Here is a 15,893-nt window from a genome sequence, read left to right as displayed (position 1 = left end):
GACCGGGGTGGCCGAGGCCGGGTCAGAAGACCGGGCCGGTGTACTTCTCGCCCGGGCCCTTGCCCGGCTCGTCCGGGTAGGCCGACGCCTCCCGGAAGGCCCGCTGCAGCGCCTGCAGCCCCTCGCGCAGCGGCCCGGCGTGCGGGCCGAGGTACTCCACGGACGCGGTGACCAGCCCGGCGAGGGCGGTGATCACCCGGCGCGCCTCGTCCAGGTCGCGGTGGGTGCCGGCCTCGGGATCCTCGTCGGCCAGGCCGAGCTTCTCGGCGGCGGAACTCATGAGCATCACGGCGGCGCGGCTGATCACCTCGACGGCCGGGATCTCGCCCAGGTGCCGGACGTCACCGGCCACGGTCGGATCGGGGGTGTCGGTCATGGGTCCACGATCCCACCCGCGCCTCGCTGCCGCTGGGGCGGGTCGGGCCGCGGCCGGCGATTCGATCGACGGCCCGAAGTTTGCTAAGCTGTGAGTTACGACCGTCCGCGTGCTCTGCGCGTGGGCAGCAAAGTGGAGTCCGACTCCCACCTCTGCGCGGCACATGACCTGGTCATGACCTTCGCTCAGTGGTCCGGTCCGCCGCCCACCGGGGTATCCGGGGAGCGTGCACCCCGAGTGATCGGGGGACGAGAGCGCACGGCCTTCGCGTCGTGGGGTCCGTCGGGCCGGTCGGTATTCGGACCCCGCCCGGTGCGCAAGCACCGTCGGCGGGGTTTTTCGTCGGAAGTCGGCCCCATGTGCTGCGGCGCGGTCACCCGGACCGCACCGCTCTACCTAGGAGGCCCCATCAGCGCTGAGACCCGCATCAACGAACGCATCCGAGTTCCCGAGGTCCGACTCGTCGGACCGGGTGGGGAACAGGTCGGAATCGTGCGTGTTGAAGATGCACTCCGCCTGGCATTCGAAGCCGATCTCGATCTGGTCGAGGTGGCCCCTGACGCCCGTCCGCCGGTCTGCAAGATCATGGACTACGGCAAGTTCAAGTACGAGGCTGCCCAGAAGGCGCGCGAGTCGCGCAAGAACCAGCAGCTGACCGTGATCAAGGAGCAGAAGCTCCGGCCGAAGATCGACGACCACGACTACGAGACCAAGAAGCGCAACGTGGTGCGCTTCCTCGAGGCGGGGTCGAAGGTCAAGGTGACGATCATGTTCCGCGGCCGCGAGCAGTCCCGCCCCGAGCTCGGGTTCCGGCTGCTGCAGCGCCTCGGCGCCGACGTCGCCGATCTCGGCTTCATCGAGACCGCCCCCAAGCAGGACGGTCGGAACATGACCATGGTCCTGGCCCCGCACAAGGGCGCCAAGACCCGCGCCAAGGCGCAGGAGACCGCCCAGGCCTCCGTCGCCAGGCCGGCTCCTGCCGCGGACAAGCCCGCGGCAGGCGACGGCACCGCGTAGCTCCGCCGGTCGACCGGGCTCACCGCCCGGCCGGCCGCTGCGCGCAAGCCGGACGAACACGAGTAAATCCCCGACGAACTGAGGACTCCATGCCCAAGTCGAAGACCCACAGCGGCACCGCGAAGCGATTCAAGGTGTCCGGCAGCGGAAAGATCCTGCGCCAGAAGGCCGGCCGCCGCCACCTGCTCGAGCACAAGTCCTCCCGGGTGACGCGTCGCCTCGACGGCAAGGCCGCCGTCTCCGACGTCGACGCCCCGCGCGTCAAGCGCATGCTCGGCATCTGAGCTTCTTTCCCCGACCGACCCCCGGGGGCGATCGACTGCCCCCCGAGATTGACAGGACATATCAGTGGCACGCGTGAAGAGGGCCGTCAACGCCCAGAAGAAGCGCCGTTCGATCCTCGAGGCTTCCAAGGGCTACCGCGGGCAGCGCTCGCGTCTGTACCGCAAGGCCAAGGAACAGCAGCTCCACTCGCTGACCTACGCCTACCGCGACCGTCGCGCGCGCAAGGGTGACTTCCGCAAGCTGTGGATCAGCCGCATCAACGCCGCTGCCCGCGCCAACGACATCACCTACAACCGCTTCATCCAGGGCCTGAAGGCCGCGGGTGTCGAGGTGGACCGCAAGATCCTCGCCGAGCTCGCCGTCTCCGACGCCGAGGCGTTCGCCGGCCTGGTCGCCGTGGCCAAGGCCGCGCTGCCCGCCGACGTCAACGCGCCGGCCGACGCCGCCTGAGCGCAGCGCGAACGCCGAGACGACGCTGAACGACCGACCAGCACAGGAACGACCCGTGGACCCGCTCACCGAGCGCACCCCACGGGTCGTTTCTGCTGTCAAACTCCTGCGCACCTCCGACCGCCGCAAGGCCGGCCGTTTCCTCGCCGAGGGCGAGAACTCCGTCGGCGAGGCCCTCACGACCGCCGTCGTGCACGAGGTGTTCGTCACCGAGGCCGCCGCCGCCCGCTACCCCGATCTGCTCGGCGCCGCCCGGCGCCGACACGTGCGGGTCTCCACCGTCACCGAGCGCGCGGCCGCCCGGCTGTCGGACACCGTCACCCCGCCCGGCATCGTCGCCGTGTGCGATCTGCTCGACGTGCCGCTCGCCCGGGCCCTGACCCCGCCGCCGCGGCTGCTCGCCGTGCCCGTCGAGATCGCCGAGCCCGGCAACGCCGGCACCGTCATCCGCGTGGCCGACGCGGTCGGCGCCGACGCGGTGGTCCTCGCCGGCGACAGCGTCGACCCGCACAACGGCAAGTGCGTCCGCGCCTCCGCGGGCAGCGTGTTCCACCTCCCGCTCGCCCGTGAACGCGACACCGGCACCGTCCTCGACGCGCTCGCCGCCGCCGGACTCCAGGTGCTCGCCACCGCCGCCGACGGCGAGGTCGATCTCGACGAGGCCGACGAGCTGCTCGCCGCCCCCACGGCGTGGCTGTTCGGCAACGAGGCCCACGGCCTCGACCCGGCGGTCGCGGCGCGGGCCGACCACCGGGTGCGCATCCCCATCCGCGGCCGCGCCGAATCGTTGAACCTTGCCACCGCCGCGTCGATCTGCCTGTACGCAAGCGCCCGCGTGCAGCATCGCGCCGACAGGGCCGTGCCCTAGCGCGGCCCGGCCATCGCCTAGGATTTGGGTGCTGCGCTGGCGCGATCCGTTCGACGCCGAACGTGGCACCACACCCACCGTTCGCCCGAAGAAGGAGTTGCACCGGTCGTGGCCAAGAATGAGGGCGGCACCCCGCCGGCAGTCGATCCGAGCGCCCTGAGCGAGGAGTCGCTCGCCGCGTCCACGCAGGCCGCGCTGGCCGCGTTCGCCGCCGCCCCCGACCTCGACGCGCTCGCGCAGGCCAAGATCGACCACCTCGGCGACAAGGCCCCCGTCTCCCTCGCCAAGCGCGCCCTGGGCGGCCTGCCCGGCAACCAGCGCGCCGACGCCGGCAAGCGGGTCAACGCGGCCCGCGGCGCGGTCACCGCAGCCTTCGACGAACGCCGCACCGAGCTCCTCGCCGAGCGCGACGCCGCGGTCCTCGTCGCCGAGGCCATCGACGTCACCCTGCCCGCCAACCGCCGGCCCGCCGGCGCGCGGCACCCGATCACGATCATCTCCGACCAGATCGCCGACGTGTTCGTCGGCATGGGCTGGGAGGTGGCCGAGGGCCCCGAGGTCGAAACCGAGCACTTCAACTTCGACGCGCTGAACTTCCTGCCGGACCACCCCGCCCGCACGATGCAGGACACCTTCCACATCGCGCCGGAGGGCTCACGGCAGGTGCTGCGCACCCACACCTCGCCGGTGCAGGTGCGCACCATGCTGCACCGCGACATCCCGATCTACGTGGTGTGCCCCGGCCGCACCTTCCGCACCGACGAGCTCGACGCCACCCACACCCCGGTGTTCTCGCAGATCGAGGGCCTGGCCGTGGACAAGGGGCTGACCATGGCCCACCTGCGCGGCACCCTGGACGCGTTCGCCCGTGCCCTGTTCGGACCCGAGACCCGAACCCGGATGCGCCCGAACTACTTCCCGTTCACCGAGCCGTCCGCCGAGGTGGACGTGTGGTTCCCGAACAAGAAGGGCGGTGCCGGCTGGGTCGAATGGGGCGGCTGCGGCATGGTCAACCCCAACGTGCTGCGCGCGAGCGGCATCGACCCCGACGAGTACACCGGCTTCGCGTTCGGGATGGGCCTCGAGCGCACCCTGCAGTTCCGCAACGGCATCTCCGACATGCGCGACATCGTCGAGGGCGACGTCCGATTCACCATGCCCTTCGGCGTGCAGGGCTGACGCCGCCCGACCCGAGACCCGACCACCGAACCGACCGAAAGAGCTGAGCACAAGTGCGAGTAGCGCAGTCCTGGCTGACCGAGATCCTGCAGCGGGCCACCCCCGAGTGGAACGTCACCGCCGAGGAACTCGATGCGGGATTCGTCCGGGTCGGACTCGAGGTGGAGGAGGTCGACACCCTCGCGCGCCTCGACGGCCCCCTCGTCGTCGGCCGCGTCCTCGAGATCACCGAGCTCACCGAGTTCAAGAAGCCCATCCGCTTCTGCCAGGTCGAGGTGGGCGAAGACGCCCCGCGCGGCATCGTGTGCGGCGCCCGCAACTTCACCGAGGGCGACCTCGTGGTCGTCGCGCTGCCCGGCGCGGTGCTGCCCGGCGGCTTCGCCATCGCCTCCCGCAAGACCTACGGCAGGGTCTCCGACGGGATGATCTGCTCCGTCGCCGAGCTCGGCATCGGCAAGGACCACTCCGGCATCCTCGTCCTCGAGGAGGGCACCGCCGAACCGGGTACCGACGCCAACGACCTGCTCGGCCTCGGCGACACCGTCATCGAGCTGAACATCACCCCCGACCGCGGCTACTGCTTCTCGCTGCGGGGCCTGACCCGCGAACTCGCGTGCGGCTTCGACCTCGAGTTCGCCGACCCCGCGCACGTCGTGCCCAATCCGGCCGACGGCGGCCAGGCCTACCCGATCCGGCTCGAGCCGGAGACCGACGCCACCCGCTTCGCCGCCCGCAAGGTCACCGGCATCGACCCCAAGGCCGTGTCCCCGTGGTGGCTGCAGCGGCGGCTGCTGCTGTCCGGCATCCGCCCGATCTCCCCGGCCGTCGACGTGACCAACTACGTGCTGCTCGAACTCGGCCAGCCGCTGCACGCCTTCGACGCCGCCACCCTCCAGGGTGAGCTCGTCGTGCGGCGCGCGAAGGCGGGGGAGAAGCTGACCACCCTCGACGGCATCGAACGCGACCTCGACCCCGAGGACGTCGTCATCACCGACGACTCCGGCGTGATCTCCCTGGCCGGGATCATGGGCGGCGTCGCCACCGAGGTGAGCGGCACCACCACCGACGTCCTCCTCGAGGCCGCCACCTGGGATCCGCTGGCCGTGTTCCGGAGCGCGCGGCGCCACAAGCTGGTCAGCGAGGCGGGCAAGCGGTTCGAGCGCAACGTCGACCCCGAAGTGGCGCTGCCGGCGCTGGACCGGGCCGCGTCGCTGCTCGTGGAGATCGCCGGTGGCCGCGTCGAGCCGGTCCTGACCGACATCTCGGTCCCCGTCGAGCCGGTCTCGATCCGCATGGACATCGACCTGCCCGACCGCATGGCCGGGGTCGCCTACCCGACCGGCACCGCCGCCCGCCGGCTCACCCAGATCGGATGTGGCGTCGAGGTCGGCGTCGGCCCGGACGGGCACGGCCAGCTGGTGGTCACGCCGCCCACGTGGCGACCCGACCTGCGCCAGCCGGCCGACCTGGTGGAGGAGGTGCTGCGGCTCGAGGGACTCGAGCAGATCCCGTCCGTGCTCCCCGCCGCCCCCGCCGGCCGCGGACTGACCCCGAGCCAGAAGCGCCGCCGCGCCGTGGGCCGCGCCCTGGCCGCCGACGGCCACGTCGAGGTCCTCGCCCCCGTCTTCCTGCCGGCGCACGTGTTCGACACGTGGGGTCTCGACGCCGACGACCCGCGCCGCACCACCACCAAGGTTCTCAACCCGCTCGAGGCCGACCGCCCCGAGCTGGCGACGACGCTGCTGCCCGGCCTGCTCGAGGTGCTCGCCCGCAACGTCTCCCGTGGCCAGCGCGACCTGTCGCTCTATGCGATCGCGCAGGTCGTCCTGCCCGGACCCGGCACCCGGCCCGTGCCGCCGCTGCCGGTGGACCGGCGTCCCACCGACGAGCAGATCGCGCTGCTCGAAGGATCGCTGCCCGCGCAGCCCGTCCATGTCGGGGCGGTGCTGTGCGGCCTGCGGGAGCCCGCCGGGCCGTGGGGCCCGGGCCGGCCCGCGGACGCGACCGACGCGTTCGCCGCGGCGGAGACCGTCGCGGCCGCCGCCGGTGTGCGGCTGCAGCGCCGCGCGGCGCAGTACCTGCCCTGGCATCCGGGCCGCTGCGCCGAGCTGCTCGTCGACGGTGTCGTCGTCGGCCATGCCGGCGAGCTGCACCCGGCGGTGCTCGAGCGCGGCGGCCTGCCCGCCCGCACGTGCGCGTTCGAACTGGACCTCGACGCGCTGCCGATCATGGAGTCGCTGCCGGCGCCCAAGGTCTCCCCGTTCCCCGCCGTCCTGCAGGACGTCGCCGTCGTCGTGGCCAAGGAGGTCCCGGCCGCCGACGTCGAGGAAGCGCTGCGCGCGGGTGGCGGCGAGCTGCTCGAGGACATTCGCCTGTTCGACGTGTTCGAGGGGGCGCAGGTCGGGGAGGGCCGCAAGTCGCTCGCCTTCGCGCTGCGGTTCCGGGCGGCAGACCGCACGCTCACGGAGGACGAGGCCAGCGCCGCCCGCGCCGCCGCCGTCGCGTCGGCGTCCGCCGCCGTCGGTGCCGAACTGCGGCACTGACCCGGGCCTGCGGACGTAGCCTGGGAGCATGACCACGGATCCGTCGTCCCCCGACCCCGACGCTCCGGACGCGCCCGTGCCCGACGTCACCCCGGCCGAGCCCGGTTCTCCGTCGGTCCCGGACGTGACACCGGCGGAACCGGGCTCGCCGTCGGTGCCGGACGTCCCGCCGTCCCCGGTCGGGCCGGACGTGACACCCGCCGAGGGGGCGGCCGCCGGTTACACCTCGGCCGGAGTGCCCACGTTCGACTCGGTGCGTGAGAAGATCGAACGCCGCGCAGGCACGGCGATCGGTGCGGAGGAACTCGCCCGCGAGAGCGCGGCGGGGCGCACGCTCGAGGAACAGTTCGACGAGCGCCGACGGGCCGCCGCCGACAAGCTGACCGAGATCCGCCGTTCGCTGGCCGAGGGGTGAGCCGGTCCGGTCCGACCCACCCGTATGAATGAAGTTGCATGATGATGCATAATCAATCGTATGGGTAACTCACCGGAATTCACGGCGACCGCACAGTCACCGATTCGGGTCGCCGTCGCGGGGGCCAGCGGGTACGCGGGCGGCGAAATCCTGCGCCTGCTTCTCGGTCATCCCGCCTATCAGGACGGCCGGCTCGTCGTCGGCGCGCTCACCGCCGGCGGCAACGCCGGCGCGACGCTCCGCGAGTTCCATCCCCACCTGCTTCCGCTGGCCGACCGCATCCTCGGCGCCACCGATCTCGACACCCTGGCCGGCCACGACGTCGTGTTCCTCGGCCTGCCCCACGGCCACTCCGCCGTCATCGCCGAGCAACTGCCCGACACCACCGTCGTCATCGACTGCGGCGCCGACTTCCGTCTGTCCGAGTCGGCCGACTGGGAACGCTGGTACGGCGGCGACCACGCAGGAACCTGGCCCTACGGCATGCCCGAGCTGCCCGGCAAGCGTGAGCACCTGATCGGCGCCACCCGCATCGCGGTCCCCGGGTGCTATCCCACGTCGGCCACCCTCGCCCTGGCCCCCGCCGTCGCGGCCGGCATCGTCGAGCCGAGGGTCCAGGTCGTCGCCGTGTCCGGCACCTCCGGCGCCGGCAAGTCCCCCAGGGTCGACCTCCTCGGCTCCGAGGTGATGGGCTCGGTGCGGGCCTACGGCGTCGGCGGAGCGCACCGGCACACGCCGGAGATCAAGCAGAACCTCGCCGCCCTGACCGACGCCGCCGTGACCGTCTCCTTCACCCCCGTGCTGGCGCCGATGCCCCGCGGCATCCTCGCGACCTGCACAGCCCCCACCACGGCCACCGCCGACGAGGCCCGGGCCGTGTACGAGAAGGCCTACGCCGACGAGCCGTTCGTCCAGGTGCTGCCCGAAGGGGTGCTGCCCACCACCGGTGCGGTGCTCGGCTCCAACGCCGTGCAGCTCGCCGTCACCGTCGACCCCGACGCCGGCGTCCTCGTCGCCATCGCCGCGCTCGACAACCTGACCAAAGGCACCGCCGGCGCGGCGGTGCAGTCCATGAACCTGGCACTCGGCCTGCCCGAGACCGCCGGCCTGTCCACCGTGGGAGTCGCCCCGTGAGCATCGACAGACACTCCACCGACGAGCACGTCTACGTCGACGCCGTCGACATCGCCGGCGGACGCCTGATCCGCACCCAGGGCGTCACGTCGCCCGCCGGGTTCCGCGCCGCGGGCATCCCCGCCGGCATCAAGGCCTCCGGCAACCCGGACCTCGCGCTGGTCTTCAACGAGGGTCCGGAGCTGACCGCCGCCGGCGTGTTCACCACCAACAAGATCAAGGCCGCACCCGTGCTGTGGTCGCAGCAGGTCCTCACCTCCGGCGCCCTGCGCGCGGTGATCCTGAACAGCGGCGGCGCCAACGCCTGCACCGGCCCCGGCGGGTTCCAGGACACCCACGCCACCGCGGAGAAGGTCGCCGAAACCCTCAGCAACTGGGGCACCGAGACCGGTGCGGGCGAGATCGCCGTGTGCTCTACCGGGCTCATCGGCGACCGGCTGCCCATGGGCAAGGTCCTCGCCGGCGTGGAGGAGATCGTCCACGAACTCGCCGGCGGCATCTCCGGCGGCACCGACGCCGCCTACGCCATCATGACCACCGACACGGTGCCCAAGCAGGCGGCCCTGCACCACGCCGACAAGTGGAACGTCGGCGGCATGGCCAAGGGCGCCGGCATGCTCGCCCCCGCTCTGGCCACCATGCTGTGCGTCGTCACCACCGACGCCGTCGCCACCGCCGAGCAGCTCGACCGCGCCCTGCGCGCCGCCACCCGGCTGACATTCGACCGCCTCGACGTCGACGGGTCCACCTCCACCAACGACACCGTGCTGCTGCTCGCGTCCGGTGCCAGCGGCATCGCCCCCACCCAGGAACAGCTCGACGCCGCCGTCCTCGCGGTGTGCGACGACCTCGCCGGGCAGATGATGGCCGACGCCGAGGGCGTCACCAAGCGGGTCACCGTCACCGTCCGCGGCGCCGCAAGCGAACAGGACGCCCTCGTCGGCGCGCGCACCGTCGCGCGCGACAACCTCGTCAAGACCGCCCTGTTCGGTTCCGACCCCAACTGGGGTCGCGTCCTCGCCGCGATCGGCATCGCCCCGATCGACCTCGACCCGAACCGCATCTCCGTCACGTTCAACGGCTCCCCGGTGTGCATCGACGGTGTCGGCGCCCCCGGCGCCCGCGAGGTCGACCTCTCCGGCCCCGACATCGCCCTCGACATCGACCTCGGCGTCGGCGACGCCGAGGTGACCATCCGCACCACCGACCTCTCCCACGGCTACGTCGAAGAGAACTCGGCCTACTCGTCATGACCGGAACCGATATGGCCACCGATCCCATCGCGCAGCTCACCGCCCACCAGAAGGCGTACGTCCTCGCCGAGGCCCTGCCGTGGCTGCAGAAGTTCCGCGGCAAGATCGTCGTGGTCAAGTACGGCGGCAACGCCATGATCGACGACGACCTCAAGCGCGCCTTCGCCGCCGACATGGCGTTCCTGCGCACCGTCGGCGTCCATCCCGTCGTCGTCCACGGCGGCGGACCGCAGATCAACGCCATGCTGAAGCGACTGGGCATGGCAGGGGAGTTCCGCGGTGGTTTCCGCGTCACCACCCCCGAGGTGATGGACGTCGTCCGCATGGTGCTGTTCGGCCAGGTCGGCCGCGAACTCGTCGGCCTGATCAACGCCCACGGCCCGTACGCCGTCGGCATCTCCGGCGAGGACGCCCACCTCTTCACAGCCACCCGCCGCACGGTCGTCGTCGACGGCGAGGACACCGACATCGGTCTCGTCGGCGACGTCACTACCGTGGACCCCGCCGCCGTCCACGACCTCATCGCGGCCGGCCGCATCCCCGTCGTCTCCACCATTGCCCCCGATGACGACGGCGTGGTCCACAACATCAACGCCGACACCGCCGCCGCCGCCCTCGCCGAGGCCCTCGGCGCGGAGAAGCTCGTGGTCCTCACCGACGTCGAGGGCCTCTACACCGATTGGCCCGACCGCAGTTCCCTCGCCACCAGCATCGACGCCGACGCCCTGGCCGATCTGCTGCCGTCCCTCGACGCCGGCATGGTCCCGAAGATGGAGGCCTGCCTGCGGGCCGTCCGCGGCGGCGTGCCCACCGCCCACGTCATCGACGGACGCCAGCCGCACTCGGTGCTGCTCGAACTCCTCACCGAGGAAGGCATCGGCACGATGGTCACTCCCACCCACCCCCGGACGACCGCACCCACCCAGGAAGGCACCTCATGACCGGCACCTCCGAACTCCAGCAGCGCTGGGCCGGGTCGCTGATGAACAACTACGGCGTCCCCAAGGTCGCCCTCGTCGCCGGCGACGGTGCCGTCGTCACCGACGCCGACGGCAAGCAGTACCTCGACCTGCTCGGCGGCATCGCCGTCAACGCCCTCGGTCACCGCCATCCCGCCATCCGCGAGGCCGTCACCGCGCAACTCGACACGCTCGGCCACGTGTCCAACCTCTACGCCAGCGGACCCGTCGTCGAACTCGCCGAGCGTCTCCTCGCGCACTTCGGGCACCCCGGCCGGGCGTTCTTCTGCAACTCCGGCACCGAAGCCAACGAGGCTGCGTTCAAGCTCGCCCGGCTCACCGGACGCCCCAAGATCATCGCCGCCGAGAAGGCCTTCCACGGCCGCACCATGGGCGCCCTGGCACTCACGGGCCAGCCCGACAAGCGCGCCCCGTTCGAACCCATGCCCCCCGGCGTCGAATTCGTCCCCTACGGCGACGCGGACGCCCTCGACGCCGCCGTCGACGAGAACACCGCCGCCGTGTTCCTCGAACCGATCATGGGGGAGTCCGGCGTCGTCGTGCCCCCCGAGGGCTACCTGGCCCACGCCCGCCGCATCACCGCCGAACGCGGGGCGCTGCTCGTCCTCGACGAGGTGCAGACCGGCATCGCCCGCACCGGCACGTTCTTCGCCCACCAGGCCGTCGGCATCGTGCCCGACGTGATGACCCTCGCCAAGGGGCTCGGCGGTGGCCTGCCCATCGGCGCCGTCGTCGCCACCGGACCGGCCGCCGACTTCTTCCAGCCCGGCAAGCACGGCACCACCTTCGGCGGCAACCCGGTGTGCGCCGCCGCCGCGCTCGCCGTCCTGCGCACCATCGACGAACAGCACCTGCTCGCCCACGTCGACGCCGTCGGCAAATCCATCGCCACCGGCATCGAAGCGCTCGGGCACCCCCTCGTCGACCACGTCCGAGGCGCCGGCCTGCTGCTCGGCATCGTCCTCACCGACACCAAGGCACCCGCCGTCGAAGCGGCCGCCCGGGACGCCGGCTATCTCGTCAACGCCGCCGCCCCCGACGTCATCCGCCTCGCGCCGCCGCTGATCCTCACCCAGGAACAGGCCGACGGGTTCGTCGCGACGCTGCCCTGCGTGCTCGACGCCGCCCAGCAGGAAGGAAACTAGACCCATGGTGAAGCACTTCCTCAAGGACGACGACCTCACGCCCGCGCAGCAGAGCGAGGTCCTCGACCTCGCCGCGGCCCTGAAGAAGGCCCCGTTCTCGGCCCGTCCCCTCGAGGGCCCGCGCGGCGTCGGAGTCATCTTCGAGAAGAACTCGACCCGCACCCGCTTCTCCTTCGAGATGGGTATCGCCCAGCTCGGCGGCCACGCCGTCGTCGTCGACGGCCGCACCACCCAGCTCGGACGCGAGGAAACCCTGCAGGACACCGGCCGCGTCCTGTCCCGCTACGTCGACGCCGTCGTCTGGCGCACCTTCGGCCAGGACCGGCTCCAGGCGATGGCCGAAGGCGCCACCGTGCCCCTCGTCAACGCCCTCTCCGACGAGTACCACCCCTGCCAGGTCCTCGCGGACCTGCTCACCCTCCGCGAGCACAAGGGTGAGCTGCACGGGCTGAAGCTGACCTACCTCGGCGACGGTGCCAACAACATGGCGCACTCGCTGCTGCTCGGCGGTGTCACCGCCGGCATCGACGTCACGATCGCCGCCCCCGCCGGTTTCGTCCCGAACCCCGCCGTCGTGGACGCGGCCCGCGCCCGCGCCGCCGAAACCGGCGCGCGGATCACCCTCACCGAGGACCCGCGCGCCGCCGTCGCCGGCGCCGACGCCCTCGTCACCGACACCTGGACCTCCATGGGCCAGGAGAACGACGGACTCGACCGCGTCGGTCCCTTCCGCCCGTACCAGGTCAACGCCGAGCTGCTCGCGCTCGCCGACCCGAACGCCGTCGTGCTGCACTGCCTGCCCGCCCACCGCGGCGACGAGGTCACCGACGAGGTCCTGGACGGACCGCAGTCGGTGGTGTGGGACGAGGCCGAGAACCGCCTCCACGCACAGAAGGCGCTGCTCGTGTGGCTGCTCGAGCAGCGCGAACGGTAACCGTGAGCAGCGTGGCCGAACCGTCGAGCGGCGCCGGACCGGCCGGCGCCGCCGCGGCCCCGACCCGCGCGGCCCGGCAGGCCCGGATCACCGCGCTCGTCGCCACCCACGCGATCCGCAGCCAGCCGGAACTCGCCGCGCTGCTGGCCGCCGAAGGCATCGAGGTGTCCAACGCCACCCTCTCCCGCGACCTCGAGGAGCTCGGAGCGGTCAAGCTCCGCGGGGCCGACGGCGGGCCCGGCGTGTACGTCGTCCCCGAGGACGGGAGCCCCGTCCGCGGCGTGTCCGGAGGCACCGACCGGCTCTCCCGCCTCCTCGGCGAACTGCTGGTCTCCACCGACTCGAGCGGCAACATCGCCGTGCTCCGCACCCCACCCGGAGCAGCGCACTATCTGGCCAGCGCACTCGATCGGGCATCATTACCCGAAGTGGTCGGCACCATCGCCGGCGACGACACCATCGCGGTGATCGCGCGCGAGCCCCTCACCGGAGCCGACCTCGCCGCGAAGATCGAATCCCTGGCCTGATCCGATCGCGCACCGAGCACCGATAGACGCAAGTTCAATCAAGAAGGAGCACAAACACAATGGCCGATCGCGTCGTACTCGCCTACTCGGGCGGGCTGGACACCTCCGTCGCCATCAGCTGGATCGGCAAGGAGACCGGCAAGGAGGTCGTCGCCGTCGCCATCGATCTCGGCCAAGGCGGCGAGGACATGGAGGTCGTGCGCCAGCGCGCCCTCGACTGCGGCGCGGTCGAATCCGTCGTCGTCGACGCCAAGGACGAGTTCGCGGAGGAGTACTGCCTGCCGACCGTCCAGGCCAACGCCCTCTACATGGACCGCTACCCGCTGGTCTCCGCGATCAGCCGCCCCCTGATCGTCAAGCACATCGTCAAGGCTGCCCGCGATCACGGCGGCACGGTCGTCTCGCACGGTTGCACCGGCAAGGGCAACGACCAGGTCCGCTTCGAGGTCGGCTTCGGCGCCCTCGCCCCCGACCTCGAGGTCATCGCCCCCGTCCGCGACTACGCCTGGACCCGCGAGAAGGCCATCGCCTTCGCCGGCGAGCACAACCTGCCGATCAACGTCACCAAGAAGTCCCCGTTCTCGATCGACCAGAACGTGTGGGGCCGTGCCGTCGAGACCGGCTTCCTCGAGGACCTGTGGAACGCCCCCACCAAGGACGTCTACGACTACACCGAAGACCCCAGCCTCAACTGGCAGGCCCCCGACGAGCTGATCATCACCTTCGAGAAGGGCGTGCCCACCGCGATCGACGGCCGGCCGGTCACCGTGCTCGAGGCCATCCAGGAACTGAACCGCCGCGCCGGCGCCCAAGGCGTCGGCCGCCTCGACATGGTCGAGGACCGCCTCGTCGGCATCAAGAGCCGCGAGATCTACGAGGCCCCCGGCGCTCTCACCCTCATCCACGCCCATCAGGAGCTCGAGCACGTCACCCTCGAACGCGAGCTCGGCCGGTACAAGCGCCGCGTGGAGGAGCGCTGGAGCGAGCTGGTCTACGACGGTCTCTGGTACTCGCCGCTGAAGTACGCGCTCGACGCGTTCGTCCAGAACACCCAGGAGCACGTCTCCGGCGACATCCGGCTCGTCCTGCACGGCGGCCACATCGCCGTCAACGGCCGCCGCAGCGCCGAATCGCTGTACGACTTCAACCTCGCTACCTACGACGAGGGCGACAGCTTCGACCAGTCCAACGCCAAGGGCTTCGTCCAGATCCACGGCCTGTCCTCCAAGGTCGCCGCCAAGCGGGACCTGGGCCTGTAGTCATGACCGCCCACGACGCCGATGGCATCCGGAGTCACGATGCCGAAGGCATCCAGAGTCACGATGCCGAAGGCATCCAGAGTCACGGCACCAACGAGGGCGCCCTGTGGGGCGGCCGGTTCGCATCCGGACCGGCCGCCGCCATGGCGGCACTGAGCAAGTCCACCCACTTCGACTGGGCGCTCGCCCCCTACGACGTCCGGGCCTCCAAGGCGCACGCGCGCGTGCTGCACAAGGCCGGCCTGCTCAGCGAGGCCGACCTCGCCACCATGCTCGACGGCCTCGACCGGCTCGGCGCCGACGTCGCCTCCGGCGCGTTCGCCCCGGCCGAGTCCGACGAGGACGTCCACGGCGCCCTCGAACGTGGGCTCATCGAGCGGGTCGGTCCCGACGTCGGCGGCCGGCTGCGAGCCGGCCGCTCCCGCAACGATCAGGTCGCCACCCTGTTCCGGATGTGGCTGCGCGACGCGGCGCGACGTATCGCCGACGGTGTCCTCGCCGTCGTCGACGCCCTCGCCGACCAGGCCGCCGCGCATCCCGCCGCGGTGATGCCGGGCAAGACCCACCTGCAGGCAGCACAGCCGGTACTGCTCGCGCACCACCTGCTCGCGCACGCCCACCCGCTGCTGCGCGACGTGCAGCGGCTGCGGGACTTCGACGCGCGTGCGGCGGTGTCCCCGTACGGCTCGGGAGCGCTCGCCGGCTCCTCCCTCGGCCTCGACCCCGACGCGATCGCGGCAGAACTGAACTTCGACTCCGCCGCCGAGAACTCGATCGACGCCACCTCCGCGCGCGACTTCGCCGCCGAGGCCGCGTTCGTGTTCGCCATGATCGCGGTCGACCTCTCCCGCATGGCGGAGGAGGTCATCCTCTGGAGCACCCCGGAGTTCGGCTACATCACCCTCGCCGACGAGTGGTCCACCGGATCGTCGATCATGCCGCAGAAGAAGAACCCGGACGTCTCGGAACTGACCCGGGGCAAGGCAGGTCGCCTCATCGGCAACCTCACCGGCCTGCTCGCCACCCTCAAGGCCCAACCGCTGGCGTACAACCGGGACCTGCAGGAGGACAAGGAGCCGGTGTTCGACTCGGTCCTGCAGCTCGAGCTGCTGCTGCCGGCGATCACCGGTCTCGTGTCCACCCTGACCTTCCACACCGATCGTATGGCCCAGTTGGCACCCGCCGGATTCACCCTCGCCACCGACATCGCCGAGTGGATGGTGCGCCAGGGTGTCCCGTTCCGCGTCGCACACGAGGCGGCCGGGGCGTGCGTGCGCGCGGCGGAGGCGCGCGGCGTCGGCCTCGAGGAACTCACCGACGACGAGCTGACGGCGGTCGACCCCGCGCTGACGCCGAAGGTCCGCGAGGTGCTCACCGTGGAGGGCTCCATCGCTTCCCGCAACGCCCGCGGCGGCACCGCGGGCGCCCGGGTAGGTGAACAGCTCGTCGGAGTTCGTGCCGCCGCTCGCGCGCTGCGGGACTGGGTGCGCAGCTGACCGGCCCGCTCGGTGAACAGGGCCATCGCCTC

16 protein-coding genes are annotated in these 15,893 nt (G+C 71.8%); 15 read left to right on the top strand and 1 reads right to left on the bottom strand.

Features of this window, described 5'->3' with window-relative positions:
• Positions 1-22: 22 nt before the first annotated feature.
• Positions 23-376: a DUF1844 domain-containing protein gene (locus KZJ41_RS15525; protein WP_006936509.1), complete on the bottom strand. Its 354-nt coding sequence runs from the start codon at positions 374-376 to the stop codon at positions 23-25.
• Positions 377-733: 357 nt separating this feature from the next.
• On the opposite strand from KZJ41_RS15525, the gene infC reads away from it, so the two are divergent.
• The 15 genes from infC to argH all read left to right on the top strand — a co-directional run bounded on the left by infC (position 734) and on the right by argH (position 15,861).
• Complete coding sequence (infC, locus tag KZJ41_RS15520) at positions 734-1,393, top strand: translation initiation factor IF-3 (protein WP_029543898.1); 660 nt, start codon at positions 734-736, stop codon at positions 1,391-1,393.
• A gap of 89 nt (positions 1,394-1,482) precedes the next feature.
• Positions 1,483-1,677: a 50S ribosomal protein L35 gene (rpmI, locus tag KZJ41_RS15515; RefSeq protein ID WP_006936506.1), complete on the top strand. Its 195-nt coding sequence runs from the start codon at positions 1,483-1,485 to the stop codon at positions 1,675-1,677.
• A gap of 64 nt (positions 1,678-1,741) precedes the next feature.
• Positions 1,742-2,128: a 50S ribosomal protein L20 gene (gene rplT / locus KZJ41_RS15510; protein ID WP_003937964.1), complete on the top strand. Its 387-nt coding sequence runs from the start codon at positions 1,742-1,744 to the stop codon at positions 2,126-2,128.
• Between the two features lie 55 nt (positions 2,129-2,183).
• On the top strand, positions 2,184-2,996 hold the full coding sequence (locus KZJ41_RS15505) for an RNA methyltransferase (RefSeq protein ID WP_043799626.1): 813 nt from the start codon (positions 2,184-2,186) through the stop codon (positions 2,994-2,996).
• A gap of 108 nt (positions 2,997-3,104) precedes the next feature.
• Complete coding sequence (gene pheS, locus KZJ41_RS15500; protein ID WP_006936501.1) at positions 3,105-4,175, top strand: phenylalanine--tRNA ligase subunit alpha; 1,071 nt, start codon at positions 3,105-3,107, stop codon at positions 4,173-4,175.
• A gap of 53 nt (positions 4,176-4,228) precedes the next feature.
• A complete protein-coding gene (gene pheT / locus KZJ41_RS15495) occupies positions 4,229-6,718 on the top strand; it encodes a phenylalanine--tRNA ligase subunit beta (RefSeq protein ID WP_065922539.1) in 2,490 nt (829 codons plus the stop codon).
• A 28-nt stretch (positions 6,719-6,746) separates the two neighbouring features.
• Complete coding sequence (locus KZJ41_RS15490) at positions 6,747-7,133, top strand: PspA/IM30 family protein (RefSeq protein ID WP_006936497.1); 387 nt, start codon at positions 6,747-6,749, stop codon at positions 7,131-7,133.
• A gap of 60 nt (positions 7,134-7,193) precedes the next feature.
• Positions 7,194-8,267 (top strand): N-acetyl-gamma-glutamyl-phosphate reductase, encoded by a 1,074-nt coding sequence (gene argC / locus KZJ41_RS15485; RefSeq protein WP_043799637.1) that lies wholly within the window; start codon positions 7,194-7,196, stop codon positions 8,265-8,267.
• A complete protein-coding gene (gene argJ, locus KZJ41_RS15480; RefSeq protein WP_043799640.1) occupies positions 8,264-9,520 on the top strand; it encodes a bifunctional glutamate N-acetyltransferase/amino-acid acetyltransferase ArgJ in 1,257 nt (418 codons plus the stop codon). The genes argC and argJ overlap by 4 nt, the downstream gene beginning before the upstream one ends.
• Entirely contained in the window at positions 9,517-10,461 is a 945-nt protein-coding gene (gene argB / locus KZJ41_RS15475; protein ID WP_065922540.1) for an acetylglutamate kinase, read from the top strand. The genes argJ and argB overlap by 4 nt, the downstream gene beginning before the upstream one ends.
• A complete protein-coding gene (locus KZJ41_RS15470) occupies positions 10,458-11,645 on the top strand; it encodes an acetylornithine transaminase (protein WP_006936489.1) in 1,188 nt (395 codons plus the stop codon). The genes argB and KZJ41_RS15470 overlap by 4 nt, the downstream gene beginning before the upstream one ends.
• Positions 11,646-11,649: 4 nt before the next feature.
• A complete protein-coding gene (gene argF / locus KZJ41_RS15465) occupies positions 11,650-12,579 on the top strand; it encodes an ornithine carbamoyltransferase (RefSeq protein WP_006936487.1) in 930 nt (309 codons plus the stop codon).
• Positions 12,580-12,590: 11 nt separating this feature from the next.
• The gene (locus KZJ41_RS15460) at positions 12,591-13,106 is read left to right on the top strand and encodes an arginine repressor (RefSeq protein WP_006936485.1); all 516 of its coding nucleotides are present in this window, start codon (positions 12,591-12,593) and stop codon (positions 13,104-13,106) included.
• 59 nt (positions 13,107-13,165) lie between these two features.
• Positions 13,166-14,365: an argininosuccinate synthase gene (locus KZJ41_RS15455; protein ID WP_006936483.1), complete on the top strand. Its 1,200-nt coding sequence runs from the start codon at positions 13,166-13,168 to the stop codon at positions 14,363-14,365.
• Between the two features lie 74 nt (positions 14,366-14,439).
• On the top strand, positions 14,440-15,861 hold the full coding sequence (argH, locus tag KZJ41_RS15450; RefSeq protein WP_065923466.1) for an argininosuccinate lyase: 1,422 nt from the start codon (positions 14,440-14,442) through the stop codon (positions 15,859-15,861).
• Positions 15,862-15,893 lie beyond the last annotated feature (32 nt).

This window comes from Rhodococcus sp. 11-3 (genome assembly GCF_023704055.1).
GTDB classification, from domain to species: Bacteria; Actinomycetota; Actinomycetes; order Mycobacteriales; family Mycobacteriaceae; genus Rhodococcus; species Rhodococcus aetherivorans.
This window is presented reverse-complemented; position numbering and strand designations above follow the sequence as displayed.

What these genes read in the sequence shown, in the direction of transcription:
- KZJ41_RS15490 (WP_006936497.1), top strand. Translation starts at nt 6,747, where the DNA reads ATGACCACGGATCCGTCGTCCCCCGACCCCGACGCTCCGGACGCGCCC.
- KZJ41_RS15470 (WP_006936489.1), top strand. Translation starts at nt 10,458, where the DNA reads ATGACCGGCACCTCCGAACTCCAGCAGCGCTGGGCCGGGTCGCTGATG.
- KZJ41_RS15525 (WP_006936509.1), bottom strand. Translation starts at nt 376, where the DNA reads ATGACCGACACCCCCGATCCGACCGTGGCCGGTGACGTCCGGCACCTG.
- argB (WP_065922540.1), top strand. Translation starts at nt 9,517, where the DNA reads ATGACCGGAACCGATATGGCCACCGATCCCATCGCGCAGCTCACCGCC.
- argF (WP_006936487.1), top strand. Translation starts at nt 11,650, where the DNA reads ATGGTGAAGCACTTCCTCAAGGACGACGACCTCACGCCCGCGCAGCAG.
- rpmI (WP_006936506.1), top strand. Translation starts at nt 1,483, where the DNA reads ATGCCCAAGTCGAAGACCCACAGCGGCACCGCGAAGCGATTCAAGGTG.
- KZJ41_RS15455 (WP_006936483.1), top strand. Translation starts at nt 13,166, where the DNA reads ATGGCCGATCGCGTCGTACTCGCCTACTCGGGCGGGCTGGACACCTCC.
- infC (WP_029543898.1), top strand. Translation starts at nt 734, where the DNA reads ATGTGCTGCGGCGCGGTCACCCGGACCGCACCGCTCTACCTAGGAGGC.
- argC (WP_043799637.1), top strand. Translation starts at nt 7,194, where the DNA reads ATGGGTAACTCACCGGAATTCACGGCGACCGCACAGTCACCGATTCGG.